Here is a 17,333-nt window from a genome sequence, read left to right on the forward strand (position 1 = left end):
CACAGGCCGAAGGCGACACTGTGGCTCAATCGATGGAGCCCGCTATGAACCTTTTCCTGTATTCACTCACCGTGCTGATCTGGGGCACCACCTGGATCGCGCTCAAATGGCAACTGGGCGTCGTGGCGATTCCCGTCTCGATTGTCTATCGCTTCGCCCTGGCGGCGCTGGTGTTGTTTGCGCTGTTGCTGGTCAGTCGCAGGCTGCAGGTGATGAACCGGCGCGGCCATCTCATCTGCCTGGCCCAAGGGTTGTGCCTGTTTTGCGTGAACTTCATGTGCTTTCTCACGGCCAGCCAATGGATCCCCAGCGGGCTGGTGGCGGTGGTGTTTTCCACTGCCACCTTGTGGAACGCGCTGAACGCCCGGGTGTTTTTCGGCCAGCGGGTGGCACGCAATGTCCTGATGGGCGGTGGCCTGGGTTTGCTGGGGTTGGGCTTGCTGTTCTGGCCGGAGCTGGCGGGACACACCGCCAGCCCGCAGACCTTGCTCGGCCTGGGCCTGGCGTTGCTCGGGACGATGTGTTTTTCGGCCGGCAACATGCTGTCGAGCCTGCAGCAAAAGGCCGGGCTCCGGCCGTTGACCACCAACGCGTGGGGCATGGCCTATGGTTCGGCGATGCTGGCGACCTATTGTGCGGTGCGCGGTATTCCCTTTGAGATGGACTGGAGCGCGCGGTATATCGGCGCGCTGGGGTACCTGGTGATTCCAGGCTCGGTGATCGGCTTCACCGCTTACCTCACGCTGGTGGGGCGCATGGGGCCGGAGCGGGCGGCTTATTGCACGGTGCTGTTTCCGGTGGTGGCGCTGAATGTGTCGGCGTTTGCCGAGGGCTACCAGTGGACCGCGCCGGCGTTGGCCGGGTTGGTGCTGGTGATGCTGGGGAATGTGCTGGTATTTCGTAAGCCCAAGCCGGCTCAGCCGGTGAAGCCTGTCTTCAAGGCCGAGCACATCTAATGTGGGAGGGTGACCAGGCTTATTTGAGTCCTAACCGCTTGGCCATTCGGCCCAGGTTGGCGCGGTCCAGGCCCAGTTCGCGGGCGGCGCCGGCCCAGTTGTGCTGGTGGCGTTCCAGGCAGGCGTTGATCACTTGGCGCTGATAGTCCTCGGTGGCCTGGCGCAGGTCGCCGGTGATGATGGGGGGCGCGTCTGCCGGCGCTTCAATCGGCGGCGCGCTGACGGCGGGCAGGTCCAGGTCCTGGGCGCTCAGGCTGAGAATCTTCGGACGTTCGCGACAGTTACCCAGGGCTTTTAGCGCGCTGCGTCCGATCAAATGTTCCAGCTCCCGCACATTGCCCGGCCAGTTATACGCCAGCAGCGCGGCCTGGGCGTCGCTGGTCAGGCGCAGGCTGCCCAGGCCCATGCGTGAACGGTTCTGCTCGAGGAAGAAACCGGCCAGCAGCAACACATCGCGTCCGCGCTCGCGCAGCGCCGGTACTTGCAGCGGATAGACACTCAGGCGGTGATAGAAGTCGGCACGGTAACGGCCGTTGCGCACCTCGTCAGCCAGGTCGCGGTTGGTGGCGGCGATCAGGCGCACGTCCACCTGGTGTTCCTTGTCCGAGCCCAGGCGTTGCAACTGGCCGCTTTGCAGGACGCGCAGCAGCTTGGCCTGCACCGTCAACGACAACTCGCCGACTTCATCCAAGAACAACGTGCCGCCATTGGCCAGCTCGAACTTGCCCCGGCGTTCGTTCAGCGCGCCGGTAAAGGCGCCGCGCACATGGCCGAACAACTCGCTTTCCACCAGGGTTTCCGGCAGGGCGGCGCAGTTGAGGCTGATCAGCGGTTTGTCCGCGCGGGACGATGCGGCATGGATCGCCTGGGCCACCAGCTCTTTGCCGACCCCGGTTTCGCCGGTGATCAACACGGTGAGGTCGCTGCCGCCCACCAGGCTGATCTCTTCCACCAGGCGCTTGTGGGGCTTGCTCTGGCCGATCATCTCTTTGTGCTGCTGGCCGCTGGCCTGACGGTAGATCTCGGCGCGCTGGTGCTCGTCTTCGGCGCGCAACGCCAGGCGCTCGATGCGTTCGGCCACATTGACCGTGGCGGCGGCGAGGCTGGCGAAGGCTTGCAGGGCATCCAGTTCGACCCGTTCGAAGCGTTCGGTGTCGAGGGCGTCGAGGGTCAGCAGGCCCCAGGGTTTGTCATCGACAAACAGCGGGCAGCCCATGCAGTCATGAATCTCCAGGTGCCCATGCACGCCCTCCACCAAGCCGTCATAGGGATCGGGCAATTCACTGTCACTGTCGAAACGCGTCGGGTTGGGGCTGCTGAGCAGCACGGCGAAGCGCGGGTGTTCGCTGACCTTGAAACGTCGGCCCAGGGTATCGGCGCTCAAACCATCCACGGCCAGCGGCACCAGCGACTCACCGTCCAGGCGCAACAGCGCGGCGGCGTCGCAGGGCAGCAGGGCGCGCATGGCGTGCAGCAGGCGGCGGTAACGTTCGCCTTCGGGCAGTTCGCGGGACAGGTCGGCGACCAGGGGCAGCAGGGTGGTGAGCAGCGATTGCGCAGTCATAATGACTCCTTGTAGTCGTTATGACTATAAGGCGTAGGAAGTCATACTGACTACAAGTAATTTAACTCATTGAAATTTAATGATTTATCAGTTGGCACGAATACTGAGTACCTCAGGGTAATCCGTAAAGAAGCCCAGGAGGCTCTCATGCTTAGTGCCCAAGACCGTGCCATCGTCAAATCCACCGTGCCCCTGCTGGAAAGCGGCGGTGAAGCGCTGATCACCCATTTCTACCGCATGATGCTCTCCGAATACCCGCAGGTTCGCCCGCTGTTCAACCAGGCCCACCAGGCCAGCGGCGACCAGCCCCGTGCCCTGGCCAATGGCGTGTTGATGTACGCACGGCACATCGACCAGCTCGACCAGTTGGGCGACCTGGTGGCGAAGATCATCAACAAGCACGTGGCCTTGCAGATCCTGCCGGAACATTACCCTATCGTCGGCGCCTGCCTGCTGCGTGCGATTTCCGAAGTGCTGGGCAGCGAGATCGCCACCCCTGAGGTGATGAGTGCCTGGGGCGCGGCCTACGGTCAGTTGGCGGATATCCTGATTGGCGCCGAGGCGGCGATCTATGACGAGAAGGCCCAGGCGCCTGGCGGCTGGCGGGGTGCGCGGCCGTTCACGCTGGTCAAGCGCGTGGAGGAAAGTGCCGAGATCACTTCCTTCTATTTCGCCCCGGTGGACAACGGCCCGATTCTCGCCGCTGCGCCCGGCCAGTACATTGGTATGACGCTGGTGCTCGATGGCGAAGAAGTGCGCCGCAATTACTCCTTGTCGGCCCTGAGCGACGCCGGCCAATACCGCATCAGCGTCAAACGCGAAGCCGGTGGGCGAGTGTCCAACTACCTGCATGATCAACTGCAGGTCGGCGCGACGATCGACCTGTTCCCGCCAGCGGGCGAGTTCACCCTGGCGGCCAGCGATAAACCGCTGGTGCTGATCAGTGGCGGGGTGGGCATCACGCCAACGCTGCCGATGCTCGAAGCGGCCCTGGCCACCGAGCGTCCGGTGCACTTTATCCACTGCGCGCGCAACGGCGGGGTGCATGCGTTCCGTGATTGGGTCGATGGCCTGGCGGCCAAGCATCCGCAGCTCAAGCGCTTTTATTGCTACGCCGAAGACGATGGCGTCAGCCCGGCCGGCGACACCGTGGGGCTGCTGAGCCAGGAACAACTGGCGGCGTGGTTGCCCGCGCAGCGCGACCTGGATGCCTACTTCCTCGGCCCTAAAGGCTTCATGGCCGCGATCAAGCGCCACCTCAAGGCCTTGGGCGTCCCCGAAAAACAAAGCCGCTACGAATTCTTCGGCCCCGCCGCCACCCTTGAGTAACCCCCACACACCTGTAGGAGCGAGCTTGCTCGCGAAAAACCCAAGGACACCGCGTTCATCCAGAATGGGCGCGTGATCGTTGACGTTCTTCGCGAGCAAGCTCGCTCCTACAAGTGGCGTATTAATCCGCCGTTAACCCCCTTCTGTTTAAACCACTCTCTGTGTGTAAACTTGCCGCCACAGGCACAACCAAACAAAGGGAAACGGGGATGAGTGACGAATTGCGTTTAGGCAGGGAGCGGCGCTTTCTGGTGTTACTGGGCATCATCTGCCTGGCGCTGATCGGCGGTGCGTTGTACATGCAGGTGGTGTTGGGCGAGGCGCCGTGCCCGCTGTGTATCCTGCAACGCTATGCGCTGTTGTTGATTGCGATCTTCGCGTTCATCGGCGCGGCCATGCGCAACAAAGGCGCAATCACCCTGTTCGAAGGCCTGGTGGTCCTCAGCGCTCTCGGCGGCGTGGCGGCGGCCGGTCATCATGTGTACACCCAGTTCTATCCCCAAGTCAGTTGCGGCGTCGATGTGCTGCAGCCGATCGTCGACGACCTGCCCCTGGCCAAGCTCTTCCCGCTGGGCTTTCAGGTCGATGGCTTCTGCAGCACTCCGTACCCGCCGGTGCTGGGACTGTCCCTGGCGCAATGGGCGCTGGTGGCCTTCGTGCTGACCGTCATCCTGGTGCCGCTGGGTATCTATCGGAATCGCCAGCGCAAGGCCTGAACTTTATTCGCAAACGCCCCGGTCCTTCTTGAAGGTAGGCCGGGGCGTTTTCGTTTGTAGGGATTTTTGAAGGGACTATGACCAAGAGCAAGTTCGGGTGTGCGCAGCGTGCGACATGTTGTCACACGGATGCTGTAGCAGGACGTTTTTGCCCCGCCGATTACCCCCTGGAATTTGCCCAGGGCGGTCAATTTGTGCTGTCAGTTCGTCGTTTGAATCCGGCGCTGAAGGTCGCGCCGTCCGGGCCTTGCAGTGATCTACGAATGCCTTGTTTTATGGGGACTTGAATAGGTTTTGCAGGCTCTTGCAGGACGTAGGGGGTGCGACGGCTTGCCCAATAACACGGCATTTTTTGTGGTTTTTGTTGAGAATCGAACGCGATAAGATCGCGAACCGTTGCAAAAATGGTGAAGGATTATTGCTGTAATCGATAAAAATTATTTCTTTATAAGACATGGTTTATACATCGCCAGCTAACTACAATCGCCCGCACTGAATGTCCGGTGCTGTTCACTATTTGAGCATTGGAGCGGTCGAGGGGCAGATGGATGGCTCTGTGCGACCCCAGGTTCCGGCAGCCTTCCAACTATCCGCACCAAATGGAATTGGTCTGTAACAAGGCCTTTAACCACGAAATCGAATAAGAACTCACCGCAGGTCCGTGAAACGTACATTTATGACGTGACGGGCAGGCTCTTATTCAATCGAAGAGAAATGCCAACCCTTGGCAGGGTGAAGTGTTGGCGATCAAAACCCAACTGCATTGCGCAAGCTGCTTTAGAGGTCGTGAGATGAGTAAAAACAGGTACCCCCGATTACTAGGCTTTTTGCCGCTGCTTGGCATGATGTTAATGCTGGGAGGCTGCAAGTGGTCCTTGCTCGACCCAAAAGGACAGGTCGGTCTGGATGAACGCAACCTGATCATCACTGCCACCCTGCTGATGTTGCTGGTCGTGGTCCCTGTGATCATCATGACCTTCGCCTTCGCCTGGAAATACCGCGCGTCGAACACCAAGGCGACTTACGCGCCGAAGTGGTCGCACTCCACCAAGATCGAAATCGCGGTGTGGCTGGTTCCGATCCTCATCATCATTGCCCTGGGTTATGTGACCTACAAGTCCACCCACGCACTGGACCCGTACCGTCCGCTGGAATCCGAAGCCAAGCCGATCAATATCGAAGTGGTCGCGCTGGACTGGAAGTGGCTGTTCATCTACCCGGACCTGGGTATCGCCACCGTCAACAAGATCGTGTTCCCGGAACATACCCCGGTTAACTTCAAGATCACCTCCGACACTGTGATGAACTCGTTCTTCATCCCAGGCCTGGGTGGCCAGATCTACGCGATGGCCGGCATGCAGACCAAACTGCACCTGATCGCCAATCAGAAAGCTGAAATGGACGGTATCTCCGCCAACTACAGCGGCGCAGGTTTCACCGGCATGAAATTCAAAGCGATCTCGACGAGCCAGGAAGATTTCGACGCCTGGGTAGCCGAAGTCAAGGCCGCACCTAAACAGCTTGATCAAGCTGAATACGAAGCCCTTGCCAAACCAAGCCAGAACAACCCAGTCGCGCTGTACTCCGCTTACACGCCTGACCTGTTTCAGAAAGTCGTCGACAAGTACGAAGGCATGAAACCAGGCAAGCCGGTCAAGCACGAGAAGAAAGAAGTGGCTGCGGTTGAAGGTTCTGACACGGGCTCGCATTCAACTGCTGGGGCAGAGGAGTAAACGATGTTTGGTAAATTAAGTTGGGATGCGGTCCCGTTCCACGAGCCGATCGTGATGGTGACTATCGCCATGATCGCGCTGGGTGGTCTGGCACTGGTTGCGGGTATCACTTACTTCAAGAAGTGGACCTACCTGTGGACTGAGTGGCTGACTTCGGTCGACCACAAGAAAATCGGTGTGATGTACATCGTCGTTGCCATGGTCATGCTGCTGCGTGGTTTTGCCGACGCCATCATGATGCGTACCCAGTTGGCCATGGCCACCGAGGGCGCACCGGGCTACCTGCCGCCTGAACACTATGACCAGATCTTCACCGCTCACGGTGTGATCATGATCATCTTCATGGCGATGCCTTTCTTCACCGGCCTGATGAACCTTGCAGTGCCGCTGCAGATCGGCGCGCGTGACGTTGCCTACCCGTTCCTGAACTCCCTGAGCTTCTGGCTGCTGGTATCTGGCGTGGTGCTGATCAACGTGTCCCTGGGTGTCGGCGAATTCGCCAAGACCGGTTGGGTTGCGTATCCGCCATTGTCGGGCCTGAAATACAGTCCGGGCGTGGGTGTGGACTACTACATCTGGGCGCTACAGTTATCAGGGCTAGGGACGACGCTGACGGGGGTCAACTTCCTGGCCACCGTGCTGAAAATGCGCGCCCCTGGCATGAAGATGATGGACATGCCGATCTTCACCTGGACCTGCACCTGGGCCAACGTGCTGATCGTGGCTTCGTTCCCGATCCTCACCGCTACGCTGGTACTGCTGTCGCTTGACCGTTACCTGGATTTCCACATTTTCACCAACGAACTTGGTGGCAATCCAATGATGTACGTGAACCTGTTCTGGGCATGGGGTCACCCTGAGGTGTACATCCTGATCCTGCCAGCGTTCGGTATCTTCTCCGAAGTGATCTCGACCTTTACCGGCAAGCGCCTGTTCGGTCACCACTCGATGGTCTACGCCTCCGGTGCGATCTCGGTACTGGGCTTCATGGTTTGGCTGCACCACTTCTTCACCATGGGTTCGGGGGCGAGCGTCAACGCCTTCTTCGGCCTGGCGACGATGCTGATTTCGATCCCGACGGGGGTGAAGCTCTTCAACTGGCTGTTCACCATCTACCAAGGTCGTCTGCGCATGACCAGCCAGGTTGTGTGGACCCTGGGCTTCATGGTGACCTTCGCCATCGGCGGTATGACCGGCGTACTGCTGGCCATCCCGGGTGCTGACTTCGTGCTGCACAACAGCTTGTTCGTGATCGCTCACTTCCACAACGTGATCATCGGCGGTGCGGTATTCGGTTACATCGCAGGTTTCAGCTTCTTCTTCCCGAAAGCGTTCGGCTTCAAGCTGCACGACGGTTGGGGCAAGGCAGCATTCTGGTTCTGGATCTCGGGCTTCTTCGTCGCGTTCATGCCGCTCTATGCACTGGGCTTCATGGGCATGACCCGTCGTCTGAACGCCACCACCAACCCTGAGTGGGTGCCGTACCTGTACGTCGCCATGATCGGTGCGGTGCTGATCGCGGTGGGTATCGCCTGCCAACTGATCCAGCTGTATGTCAGCGTGCGTGATCGCAAGCAGAACATGTGCGAATCGGGCGACCCATGGAACGGCCACACCCTGGAATGGTCGACTTCGTCGCCACCTCCGTTCTACAACTTCGCCGTGATTCCTACCGCGAACACCATCGATGCGTTCACCGAAGCCAAGGAAAACGGTACTGCGTACCTGAAGCCTAAGCACTACGAACCGATCCACATGCCAAACAACACCGCCACTGGCGTGGTGATGGGTGCGCTGTTGACCGTGTTCGGTTTCGCGATGATCTGGCACATCTGGTGGCTGGCAATCGTGAGCCTGGTGGGCACCATCGGCTACTTCATTGTCCACGCTGCACGTGATGATCAAGGCTACATGGTGCCGGTCGAAACGATCGAGCGCATCGAAGCCGAGCAGCACGCTCGCCTGGTGGCCGAGAAGAAGATCCCGGCCAACCGTGTAGAAACCTCGTTGGAACAGGCTTAAACCATGTCGAACTTAGTGACCAATGCTGGACACGCCCATGTCGATGACCATGGGCACGATGACCATCACCACGACTCGGGCCCGGTAACCGTCTACGGTTTCTGGCTCTACCTGATGACCGACTGCATCTTGTTTGCGTCGATCTTCGCGGTGTACGCGGTACTGGTAAACAACGTAGCGGGTGGCCCGGCGGGCCACGACATCTTCGAACTGCCTTACGTGCTCGGCGAAACCGCCCTGCTGTTGTTCAGTTCGATCACCTACGGCTTCGCCATGTTGTCCTTCTACAAGGGCAACAAGCAGGGCGTGCTGACCTGGCTGGGCCTGACCTTCCTGTTCGGCCTGGGCTTCATCGGCATGGAAATCAACGAGTTCCACCTGTTGATCTCCGAAGGCTACGGCCCGAGCCGCAGCGGCTTCCTGTCGGCGTTCTTCACGCTGGTAGGGACCCACGGTCTGCACGTGACATCTGGTCTGATCTGGATGGCGATGATGATGTATCAGGTCAATAAACACGGCCTGACCAACACCAACAAGACTCGCCTGAGCTGCCTGAGCCTGTTCTGGCACTTCCTGGACGTGGTCTGGATCTGCGTATTCACCGTCGTCTACTTGATGGGGACTCTGTAATGGCTAATGCACACTCCCATGACAGCCACGATACAAGCCACGGCAGCGTCAAGTCTTACGCTATCGGCTTCATCCTGTCGGTCATCCTGACCCTGATCCCGTTCGGCCTGGTGATGTACCCAACCTTGCCGAAGTCGATCACCTTGATGATCGTCCTGGCGTTCGCGGTGATTCAGGTCCTGGTTCACCTGGTGTACTTCCTGCACCTGGACCGCTCCGAGGAGCAGCGCGAGAACGTGATTGCGTTCGTGTTCGCAGGCCTGGTGATCGTTCTGCTGGTTGGTCTGTCGCTGTGGATCATGTTCAGCATCCACACCTACATGATGGCGAAGTGAGGTAAGACCCGATGTCGCTTAAGCACTTTATCCAAATCACCAAACCGGGGATCATTTTCGGTAACGTGCTTTCTGTGGCGGGCGGTTTCTTCCTGGCCTCCAAGGGACATGTCGATCTGGCCATCTTCCTGGCCGCGATGATCGGTACGTCCCTGGTGGTTGCTTCCGGTTGTGTCTTCAACAACTGCATCGACCGCGACATTGATATCAAGATGGAGCGCACCAAGAATCGCGTGCTGGTCCAGGGCCTTATCTCCCTGAAGCTGGCACTGATCTTCGCGACCGTCCTGGGTGTTGCCGGTGTGGCGTTGTTGTACAAGGTGGCCAATCCGTTGGCGGCGCTGTTTGCCGTGATCGGCTTTGTCATCTACGTCGGCCTCTACAGCCTCTACCTCAAGCGCAAGTCGGTACACGGCACGCTGGTGGGCAGTCTGTCGGGGGCGATGCCGCCGGTCATTGGTTATGTGGCTGTGACCAATAGCTTCGACATGGCCGCGCTGACGTTGCTGGTGATGTTCAGCCTGTGGCAGATGCCGCATTCTTACGCCATCGCGATCTTCCGCTTCAATGACTACCTGGCTGCGTCGATTCCGGTTCTGCCGGTCAAGCGTGGCATTCAGGTGGCCAAGAAACACATCCTGCTGTACATCCTGGCCTTCCTCTTGGCGACCTTGATGTTGACCTTCAGTGGCTACGCCGGCATGAGCTACCTTGCCGTCGCCGCTGCCATGGGCATGTACTGGTTGTACATGGCCTGGACCGGCTACAAGGCGGTGGATGACACCGTCTGGGCCCGCAAGCTGTTCGTGTTCTCGATTTTCACCATCACCGCGCTCAGCGTGATGATGTCCCTGGATTTCCAAGTGCCGAAAGAGCTGTTGCTGACCTACGCGCCCTGAGTGTCACAGCATTGAAAAGCCCCGCCTTCGAGAGAAGCGCGGGGCTTTTTCTTGGGCGCGGGTTTAAATTTGCCCGTGTTTTTCTCGTCATACCCCTCTGTACGAGCTGTGCGAATCCATCACTCGCCTACAAGGAGTCGTCACCATGGTCAGCGTTAGTCGCCGGTCCCTTCTCGCCCTGGGCGCCGCCTTGCCCTTGCTGGGGCGCCTGGATTGGGCGCTGGCCGCCCCACCACCGACCGACACTGAAACAGTGCTGCTCAACTACAACGAAAGCCCCTATGGCCCGTCGCCGGCCGCACGCGAAGCGATGCAGCGCGGCATCGCCACCGCCGGGCGTTATCCCTACAAACACATGTACGCCCTGGCGGGGTTGTTTGCCCAACAGCAAGGCATCGCGCAAGACCGGGTGGCGGTGTTTTCCGGCTCCATGGCGGCCCTGCGCTACGCGGTGCTGGCGTTCACCAGCGAAGTCCGCGGCCTGGTGATGGCCACGCCGTCCTACGAAGTGCCGCGCCAGGCGGCCGAGTCACATAAGGCGCCGGTACGCGAAGTCGACCTCAACCGCGAGCACGCCCACGACATCCCGGCGATGCTTGCCGCCGACCCCAGTGCCGGCATGCTCTATGTGTGCAACCCCAACAACCCCACCGGCACCCTGACGCCCACCGACGCGATTCGCCAGGCGCTGGCGAACAAACCCGACGGCAGCGTATTGGTGGTGGATGAGGCCTACATCGACTTTGCCGATGCGCCAAGCGTGGTGAGTTGGGTCAAGGACCACGACGACCTGCTGGTACTGCGTACCTTCTCGAAAATCTACGGCATGGCCGGCGCCCGCCTGGGCCTGGCGATCGGCCACCCGGCGCTGCTGGAACGCTTGGCGGTATTTGGCGGCGACAACGTACCGGCCGGCACTTCCTTGCTCGGCGGCCTGGCCAGCCTGGAAGACAGCACGCTGCTGGCGCAACGCAAGGCACTCAATGCCCGACTGCGCGATGAAACCGTCACCTGGCTCAAGGCCCGCGGTTTTGCCTGCACGGCGTCTCACAGCAACTGTTTCATGATCGACGTGAAGCAACCCGCCGAGCGGGTCGTCGAGGCCCTGGGCGCGCACGGTGTGAAGATCGGCCGGGTGTGGACGCGCTGGCCGCAGTGGGTGCGGGTGACGGTGGGGAGCAAAGAGGAGATGGCGCGTTTTCGGCAGGTATTTGCGGCGCAGGTGGCGCGTGTGTAACACGGCGCAATGCCGCCGCTGACACCGGTACCCTCTGTAGAAGCGAGCTTGCTCGCGAAAGTCGTCAACGATAACGCGGGGTATCAGGTGGGCCGCGGCGTTTTTGAGACTTTCGCGAGCAAGCTCGCTGGGGGTTATTGCTGGGCGATGCTGTAGCCTTCAAACGCGGTTTGGCGTTGCAGGGCAGTGATCACGGTCTTGCGGTTCAGTGGCTGTTCGGTGCCGGCGTTATCCACGAAACTCTCGACTTCCAGCTCCGCCTCATCGCCTTCACCCACAAAACTGAAACCGAGGAACTCGAACGCCTCGCGATCAACGTTGAGTTTGGCGCGTGGCGTGCGCAGTGGCAGGGTGACGCTGATCCCGTCTTTGCTGATCACAAACACTTCGGCGTCTTTCTTGGCCCGCGATGCCTTGCTCTTGCCGGCGCTGGGGTTGCTGATGGCCTGGTGCGACTGGTTCAGCACTTTCAAGGCCAGGCCGTAGACCAGTTCCTGAAACTGCGGGTCGTCCTTGAAGCTGGAGAGGATGCGGCTGATGGAGAACTTGCTGCTCAGGTCTTCCAGGGCTGCGTTGTCAGCCGCCTCGGCGTCCTTGAGTTGCTTGAGTTGGCCCATCAGGTCGTAGGCGGTGTCGTCGTCGAAGGCATCGTGGGCCTGGCGGATGGCGACGCGCAGTTCGCGGATCTGGTCGCTTTCCTTGGAGGTGTGGAACGCGTCCAGCACCATCTCGCTGATGATCTTGGCCGCTGGCAGATGCTGTGAAAGATTGATGGCGTTTTCGTATTCAGCTTTGGATTGCAAAGCGACGACGGATTCTTCGGTGTTGTAGGAATCAGACATTGAAATTTCACTACTTCAGTAAACGAGGACAAAAAAGCGTCGGGCATTTTCAGGGGGGAGGGTGATCAGGTCAAGGCAGCACACCGCCCCGCCCGGAAAACAGACCTACGGTAAGTCCCCGACGTGGCCTCAGCGGGTCAATTGCCTCAGGCACGCTTCCAGGATGTCCAAGCCTTCTTCCAGTACCGTCGGTTCAATGGTCAGCGGTGCCAGCAGGCGCACGATATGTCGCGACTTGCCGCTGGGCATCAGCAGCAGACCGGCGTCCCGCGCAAGGCTGAGCAACTGGGTCAGTTGTTGCGGCGCAGGCGTGCCGTCGGCGTTGGCCAGTTCGATACCGCGCATGGCGCCGACGCCAGTGAGGCGGCCCAGGAAAGGCGACAGGCCTTGTGCGCGCCAGCGTTCATAGCGGCCGACGATCAGGTCTTCCTGCTGCGCGCCCCAGGCTTGCAAATGTTCGTCTGTCATCACCTCAAGGGTGGCCAGCGCCGCCGCACAGGCGATGGGGTTGCCGGAGTAAGTGCCGCCCAGGCCACCTTTGGGCAGGTTGTCCATCAGTGCCTTGCGCCCGACCACCGCCCCCAGCGGCACACCGCCGGCGATGCTTTTACCGAGCAGGATCAAGTCGGGCTCGATGCCCAGGCGCGAGAAGGCAAAACGCTGGCCGGTGCGACCGAAACCGGACTGGATTTCATCGGCGATCAGCAGGATGTTGTTCTCATCGCAAACGCGGCGCAAAGCTTGGGCGAACGCAATATCCAGGGCCAGGAACCCGCCTTCGCCCTGCACCGGTTCGAGGATGAAACAGGCGACATCGTTGACGTCGATTTCCACGCTGAACAGGCGGTCCATGGCCTTCAACGCTTCGGCGCAGGTCACGCCGTTATCGGCGCTGGGGTACGGCAGGTGATACACCGGGCCAGGCAGGACGCCGATCTTTTGTTTGTAGGGCGCGACCTTGCCATTGAGGTTCAAGGTGGCCAGGGTGCGCCCGTGGAAGGCCCCGTCAAACGCGATCACAGCGGTGCGGCCGGTGGCGCCACGGACGATTTTCAAGGCATTTTCCGCCGCTTCCGCGCCGCTGTTGGTGAGCATGCCGCTGACCGGGTAATCCACCGGGATAAACGCGGTCAGGCGTTCCATCAGCTTGATGTAGGGCACATGCGGCGCGGCGTTGAAGGCGTAGTGGGTCAGTTGGGTGGCCTGTTCACGAATCGCCGCCACCACGGCCGGGTGGCAATGGCCGAGGTTGAGCACACCGATGCCCCCGACAAAGTCGATATAGCGTTTACCCGTGGTATCCCAGACCTCGGCGTTTTTACCGTGGCTGAGGCTGATGGGGTGAACGATGGAAATCGACTGGCTGATGGTTTCGCGGCTCATGAATCTCGGACTCGGCGGTGGCGGGCGGGTTTTTATCTAAGCCGTGTGCCGGGTCTTGGGGCAAACGAAATAAAGTCGCCGGGTCATTCCAAATCGGAAGGAGCCCACATGCAATGCCATCACCGTCGGCGCTGGAGGGTTATTCCGATACCCGTGCCTTGCCCGCCGCCTTGGCGCGATACAGGGCCTGATCGGCACGGGTCATGAGGTCTACGGCGGTTTCGTCCGCTTGGCGTTCGGCCACACCCAGGCTCAGCGTGACGCTGAAACCGTCCCTCGCCGGAGGGGCCCTCAGGGTCTGGCAGATATGCTCGGCTAGCGCCCTGGCTTCCGCCAACGAGGTTTTGGGCAGGACCAGCATAAATTCATCGCCCCCCCAGCGCGCCAACAGGTCACCGGCGCGGATGCAGCCTTCCAGACGCTCCACCACGCGCACCAGGGTCTGGTCCCCCGCGCCGTGGCCATAACGGTCGTTGATCGGCTTGAAGTCATCGATATCCATGGCGATCAGTGCCAGCGGCAGGCGAAAGCGCTGGGCGCGGTCGCATTCTTCCAGCAGCACGCGTTCCAGGCGGTAACGGTTGGCGACCAGGGTCAAGGCGTCCCGCTCGGCCAGCGAGCGGTTTTCGTCCAACTGTAATTGCAACTGCTGATTGACCCGCGACAGTTCACGGGTGCGCTCGGCCACCAGCGCTTCAAGGGATTGATTGCGCCGCTCCAGTTGCTCGACCGAGCATTTGCGCAGGTGAATATCGCGGTGGGCCCCCACCATCCGCGCCACCGAACCGTCGGCGTTGCGCGCAATCACGTAGCCCCGGTCTTCGACCCACAGGTAGCTGCCGTCTTGTTTGCGGCAGCGGTATTCGGCTTGGTAATGGGGGGCGCGGCGGTGGATATAGTCATCGAACAGCGCCATCACCTGAGGGTAATCGTCTGGATGGATCACGCTTTCCCAGGTGAACACGCTGTTCTCCAGAGAGTGGCGAGGATAGCCGAGCATCTCGTACCAGCCCGGGTTGCGGTAGACGAAGCCGGTATTGGCGTTCCAATCCCAGATGCCATCGCTGACCAATTCCAGAATGGTATGCAGCATGTCGGCGTTGAGGTGGGAAAACTCATGGTGCAGTGGGGTGTTTCCGGAGGGGGCGTCCATCCGCGTGCTCCTTGCAGGGGCCGGTATCGAAGGCCGGCCAATAGTGAAGCCGATACTCCGCGGCTGGGGCTACTGTACAACGCTCGGGTGTGGGCGTTGAAGGGCACGGATGTACGGCATCATGGTGGCAATAGGCTATTTTTGCGGCGCCACCATCCGCGTCTTAGCCCTGCCGTCCGCGTTGTGCTGGTAGATCGCTTCCGGCTGGCCCTGTTGGTTGAAAAACACCTGGCCGATGCCTGCCGAGTTCCATAAGCGTTCGCCGGCCTGGGCATGCTCGGGAATGTGCGGCACCACTTGCATGGTGCGCCGGCGAGTGAAGCCATTGAGGGGCGAGCGGGGCGAGTAGAGCCAGCGGTTGAGGCGGTCGAACCATTCCAGCAGGCGCGGGGGGAATTCGTTCTTGATGCCGCTGCTGGTGATTTGCCAGATGCGTGGCCCGGCGTTGCGATGGCGGATCAGCACTTCGTAGACGAACGAGTAGTGCACATCGCCCGACAGGATCACGTAGTTCCCCGGCGTGCGCGAGTGCCGGAAGATATTGAGGATCACCCGGGCGGCGCCGCGATGGGCCATCCAGTTTTCCGCGTCCACCAGTAGCGGATAGCCGCACCAACTGAACACCTTCTGCACCGTCTCGATCAGCTTGACGCCAAACACCGGCGCCGGCGAGACGATGATGGCCGAAGGGTGATCCAGCAGCGCCTGCTGCAGTTCGCACAAGGCTTCCCAGTCCAGCAGGCCAGAGGGTTGCTTGAGGGTGAACTCGTTGCGCCAGCGCCGGGTGCGGGTGTCGAGCACCACCAGGGCGGGCGTGGTGGGCAGCACGTAATGCCACTGCTGGAATTTCAGTAGCGCCTCGAGCAACTCATCCTGCGCGGATGCCTCCAGCGCGTTGGCCTGGGCGCCGGTGGTCAGGGACTGGGTCTGGCTCACCAGTTCGCCAAACCCATCCGGCTGGTTCCCCCAGCCCTGGCACAGCAGATAAGCCAGCAGGGCGTTGCCGATGATGCGTTTGGAGAAGGGATGGCCATAGGCGGTCTGTTCCCATTGGGCGCTGAGGTTCCAGTCGTCGGTGATGTCGTGATCGTCAAAGATCATCAAGGTCGACAGGTGGGCCAATACCCGCGCAACGCCGGACAGGCCATCGCGAAACCGATCGACCTGCACCTGTTCGCGGGCATAGCGCTGCCCCTCTTCGGCGCTCAAGACGGGTGCCTGTGGCGTGATCAGCCCCCAGGGCGTGGGCGACCACACCAGCAGGTACATCGCGATGACTTCGGCAAAGGTAACCAGGTGATTGTCGGCGGTGCTGCTGGTGAAGATCGGTTTTTTCACGCCGCCGAAAAAGCGCTCGCGCAAAGTCTCGTTGCTGTCCAGCGCCGGCAGCAGATCGACACGATGGTAGTAGCTGGCGCGGTGCCCGTAGAGGCTGGCGCTGTCGCCCACTACGGCGCCTTCCAGGTGTTCATCGAACAGGCCCAGACGGTCGATCAGCGCATGGATCGCCCGTAGCATGGGGCCGGCGACATCGTCGGCATACACCTGGTCGCCACTCATCAGCAGCAGGGCCGGGCGTTGCTCGGCGAGAGGAGCGTCGGCCAACAGGCGGTCGACGCACAGCAGGCCATCGGCGGCAGGGTGGTGCGGTTTGCGGCAGGAACCGTGCACCAATTGATGAATGCGCCGGTGCAGCACAAAGCTGGGGCGTTGGGCGTTGCCATACAACAGGTGCGGCGCCCACTCGGCAATGGGACTGGCGTCGACCAGCAGGTCATAGTCGATCACCACGTCCTGGGGCAGGGCGTCGTCCAGCGGTACGTCGATCAGGTGGATAAACGCCTCGCGGCCTACCGGCACGACCGTGCACTGGCCCTGGTCCAACGCTATCGCCAGGGACTGTCCGGCGAACCGCAGCTTGAGGGTCAACGTCAGTTCTCGGCTGCCCACCAGCCACAACACCAGGCGCCGGGGTTCCAGGCGGCGTAGCAGCGGGCCGGCAAGTACGGCGGGCAGTGTGTCGGGGAATGGCATGCAGGCAAGGGCTCCGGGCGGGACCAAAGCGAACACTCTAGCGCAATGGGTGTCAGTGTTTTGTTAAGGCCCCTGAAGATGCGAAGGGCCGTGCACAGCCCTTCGCATCATCGGTCAGAGCAGTCGGCCGCCGCCCAGGCTGTCCAGCCCGCCGGTATTGCGGTGCCGGTCATTCGCCGCCGGGCCGCCGAACTCGATGGAGGACGGTTGTGCGGGCGTCGGCTCGATGCTGCGTTTCTTGCGGGAATGGGTGGCGTCATCCTGCTGGATTGCGGCGGATGGAAACGTCACGGGTGTGTGATGGATGGCATTGATCATGGAAAGATTCCTCTTTGAGTTGTGCGCCTCACGTGAGTGTGAAGCGCAGCCAAACCTACAAAGGAGCGAGGGCGGCGAGCTATAAACACCTCTGGGCAAATTATGACAAGCGCACGGGATGCGCCGCTCAAGCAGCTTGGTCACGGCCGTCGGTATAACGGGCAACATCGCGCCGGCCGTGT

At 60.8% G+C, this 17,333-nt stretch carries 15 protein-coding genes; 9 read left to right on the forward strand and 6 right to left on the reverse strand.

The annotated features are described in order from the left end of the window. Positions 1-44: 44 nt before the first annotated feature. Positions 45-956, forward strand: coding sequence for a DMT family transporter (locus BLR63_RS28345; RefSeq protein ID WP_010566256.1), 912 nt, complete (start codon positions 45-47; stop codon positions 954-956). Between the two features lie 19 nt (positions 957-975). On the opposite strand, the gene norR is transcribed toward BLR63_RS28345, so the two are convergent. Beyond that, positions 976-2,520, reverse strand: a complete 1,545-nt coding sequence (norR, locus tag BLR63_RS28350) for a nitric oxide reductase transcriptional regulator NorR (RefSeq protein WP_010566257.1) — start codon at positions 2,518-2,520, stop codon at positions 976-978. A gap of 147 nt (positions 2,521-2,667) precedes the next feature. On the opposite strand from norR, the gene hmpA reads away from it, so the two are divergent. The 8 genes from hmpA (at position 2,668) to ptaA (ending at position 11,421) form a co-directional block, all read left to right on the forward strand. After that, entirely contained in the window at positions 2,668-3,849 is a 1,182-nt protein-coding gene (hmpA, locus tag BLR63_RS28355) for an NO-inducible flavohemoprotein (RefSeq protein WP_010566258.1), read from the forward strand. Positions 3,850-4,058: 209 nt separating this feature from the next. Next, the gene (locus BLR63_RS28360; RefSeq protein ID WP_010566259.1) at positions 4,059-4,565 is read left to right on the forward strand and encodes a disulfide bond formation protein B; all 507 of its coding nucleotides are present in this window, start codon (positions 4,059-4,061) and stop codon (positions 4,563-4,565) included. A 791-nt stretch (positions 4,566-5,356) separates the two neighbouring features. Next, positions 5,357-6,298, forward strand: a complete 942-nt coding sequence (gene cyoA / locus BLR63_RS28370) for a ubiquinol oxidase subunit II (protein ID WP_010566260.1) — start codon at positions 5,357-5,359, stop codon at positions 6,296-6,298. A gap of 3 nt (positions 6,299-6,301) precedes the next feature. Next, complete coding sequence (gene cyoB / locus BLR63_RS28375; RefSeq protein WP_010566261.1) at positions 6,302-8,320, forward strand: cytochrome o ubiquinol oxidase subunit I; 2,019 nt, start codon at positions 6,302-6,304, stop codon at positions 8,318-8,320. 3 nt (positions 8,321-8,323) lie between these two features. Continuing rightward, complete coding sequence (locus BLR63_RS28380) at positions 8,324-8,950, forward strand: cytochrome o ubiquinol oxidase subunit III (protein WP_010566262.1); 627 nt, start codon at positions 8,324-8,326, stop codon at positions 8,948-8,950. After that, on the forward strand, positions 8,950-9,285 hold the full coding sequence (cyoD, locus tag BLR63_RS28385) for a cytochrome o ubiquinol oxidase subunit IV (RefSeq protein WP_010566263.1): 336 nt from the start codon (positions 8,950-8,952) through the stop codon (positions 9,283-9,285). Before BLR63_RS28380 ends, cyoD begins: the two co-directional genes overlap by 1 nt. An 11-nt stretch (positions 9,286-9,296) precedes the next feature. Then, entirely contained in the window at positions 9,297-10,184 is an 888-nt protein-coding gene (gene cyoE / locus BLR63_RS28390) for a heme o synthase (RefSeq protein ID WP_010566264.1), read from the forward strand. Positions 10,185-10,329: 145 nt separating this feature from the next. Beyond that, positions 10,330-11,421, forward strand: a complete 1,092-nt coding sequence (gene ptaA / locus BLR63_RS28395) for a pyoverdine biosynthesis transaminase PtaA (RefSeq protein WP_010566265.1) — start codon at positions 10,330-10,332, stop codon at positions 11,419-11,421. 134 nt (positions 11,422-11,555) lie between these two features. Here ptaA and BLR63_RS28400 read toward each other — a convergent pair whose 3' ends face one another. The 5 genes from BLR63_RS28400 to BLR63_RS28420 form a co-directional block, all read right to left on the reverse strand. Beyond that, positions 11,556-12,263, reverse strand: coding sequence for a hypothetical protein (locus tag BLR63_RS28400; protein WP_010566266.1), 708 nt, complete (start codon positions 12,261-12,263; stop codon positions 11,556-11,558). 129 nt (positions 12,264-12,392) lie between these two features. Further along, the gene (locus BLR63_RS28405) at positions 12,393-13,646 is read right to left on the reverse strand and encodes a 2-aminoadipate transaminase (RefSeq protein ID WP_010566267.1); all 1,254 of its coding nucleotides are present in this window, start codon (positions 13,644-13,646) and stop codon (positions 12,393-12,395) included. Positions 13,647-13,785: 139 nt separating this feature from the next. Further along, a complete protein-coding gene (locus BLR63_RS28410) occupies positions 13,786-14,799 on the reverse strand; it encodes a diguanylate cyclase domain-containing protein (RefSeq protein ID WP_010566268.1) in 1,014 nt (337 codons plus the stop codon). 135 nt (positions 14,800-14,934) lie between these two features. Continuing rightward, the gene (locus BLR63_RS28415) at positions 14,935-16,833 is read right to left on the reverse strand and encodes a metallophosphoesterase family protein (RefSeq protein ID WP_010566269.1); all 1,899 of its coding nucleotides are present in this window, start codon (positions 16,831-16,833) and stop codon (positions 14,935-14,937) included. Between the two features lie 114 nt (positions 16,834-16,947). Next, complete coding sequence (locus BLR63_RS28420) at positions 16,948-17,151, reverse strand: hypothetical protein (protein WP_010566270.1); 204 nt, start codon at positions 17,149-17,151, stop codon at positions 16,948-16,950. Positions 17,152-17,333 lie beyond the last annotated feature (182 nt).

Origin of the sequence: Pseudomonas extremaustralis (genome assembly GCF_900102035.1) — a bacterium.
Taxonomy (GTDB): domain Bacteria; phylum Pseudomonadota; class Gammaproteobacteria; order Pseudomonadales; family Pseudomonadaceae; genus Aquipseudomonas; species Aquipseudomonas extremaustralis.

Excerpts from the sequence above, each read along its gene's own strand:
- BLR63_RS28400 (WP_010566266.1), bottom strand. The coding sequence starts at position 12,263 with ATGTCTGATTCCTACAACACCGAAGAATCCGTCGTCGCTTTGCAATCC.
- BLR63_RS28405 (WP_010566267.1), bottom strand. The coding sequence starts at position 13,646 with ATGAGCCGCGAAACCATCAGCCAGTCGATTTCCATCGTTCACCCCATC.
- cyoE (WP_010566264.1), top strand. The coding sequence starts at position 9,297 with ATGTCGCTTAAGCACTTTATCCAAATCACCAAACCGGGGATCATTTTC.
- BLR63_RS28410 (WP_010566268.1), bottom strand. The coding sequence starts at position 14,799 with ATGGACGCCCCCTCCGGAAACACCCCACTGCACCATGAGTTTTCCCAC.
- BLR63_RS28380 (WP_010566262.1), top strand. The coding sequence starts at position 8,324 with ATGTCGAACTTAGTGACCAATGCTGGACACGCCCATGTCGATGACCAT.
- BLR63_RS28360 (WP_010566259.1), top strand. The coding sequence starts at position 4,059 with ATGAGTGACGAATTGCGTTTAGGCAGGGAGCGGCGCTTTCTGGTGTTA.
- cyoB (WP_010566261.1), top strand. The coding sequence starts at position 6,302 with ATGTTTGGTAAATTAAGTTGGGATGCGGTCCCGTTCCACGAGCCGATC.
- cyoD (WP_010566263.1), top strand. The coding sequence starts at position 8,950 with ATGGCTAATGCACACTCCCATGACAGCCACGATACAAGCCACGGCAGC.
- cyoA (WP_010566260.1), top strand. The coding sequence starts at position 5,357 with ATGAGTAAAAACAGGTACCCCCGATTACTAGGCTTTTTGCCGCTGCTT.
- hmpA (WP_010566258.1), top strand. The coding sequence starts at position 2,668 with ATGCTTAGTGCCCAAGACCGTGCCATCGTCAAATCCACCGTGCCCCTG.
- norR (WP_010566257.1), bottom strand. The coding sequence starts at position 2,520 with ATGACTGCGCAATCGCTGCTCACCACCCTGCTGCCCCTGGTCGCCGAC.
- ptaA (WP_010566265.1), top strand. The coding sequence starts at position 10,330 with ATGGTCAGCGTTAGTCGCCGGTCCCTTCTCGCCCTGGGCGCCGCCTTG.
- BLR63_RS28420 (WP_010566270.1), bottom strand. The coding sequence starts at position 17,151 with ATGATCAATGCCATCCATCACACACCCGTGACGTTTCCATCCGCCGCA.
- BLR63_RS28345 (WP_010566256.1), top strand. The coding sequence starts at position 45 with ATGAACCTTTTCCTGTATTCACTCACCGTGCTGATCTGGGGCACCACC.
- BLR63_RS28415 (WP_010566269.1), bottom strand. The coding sequence starts at position 16,833 with ATGCCATTCCCCGACACACTGCCCGCCGTACTTGCCGGCCCGCTGCTA.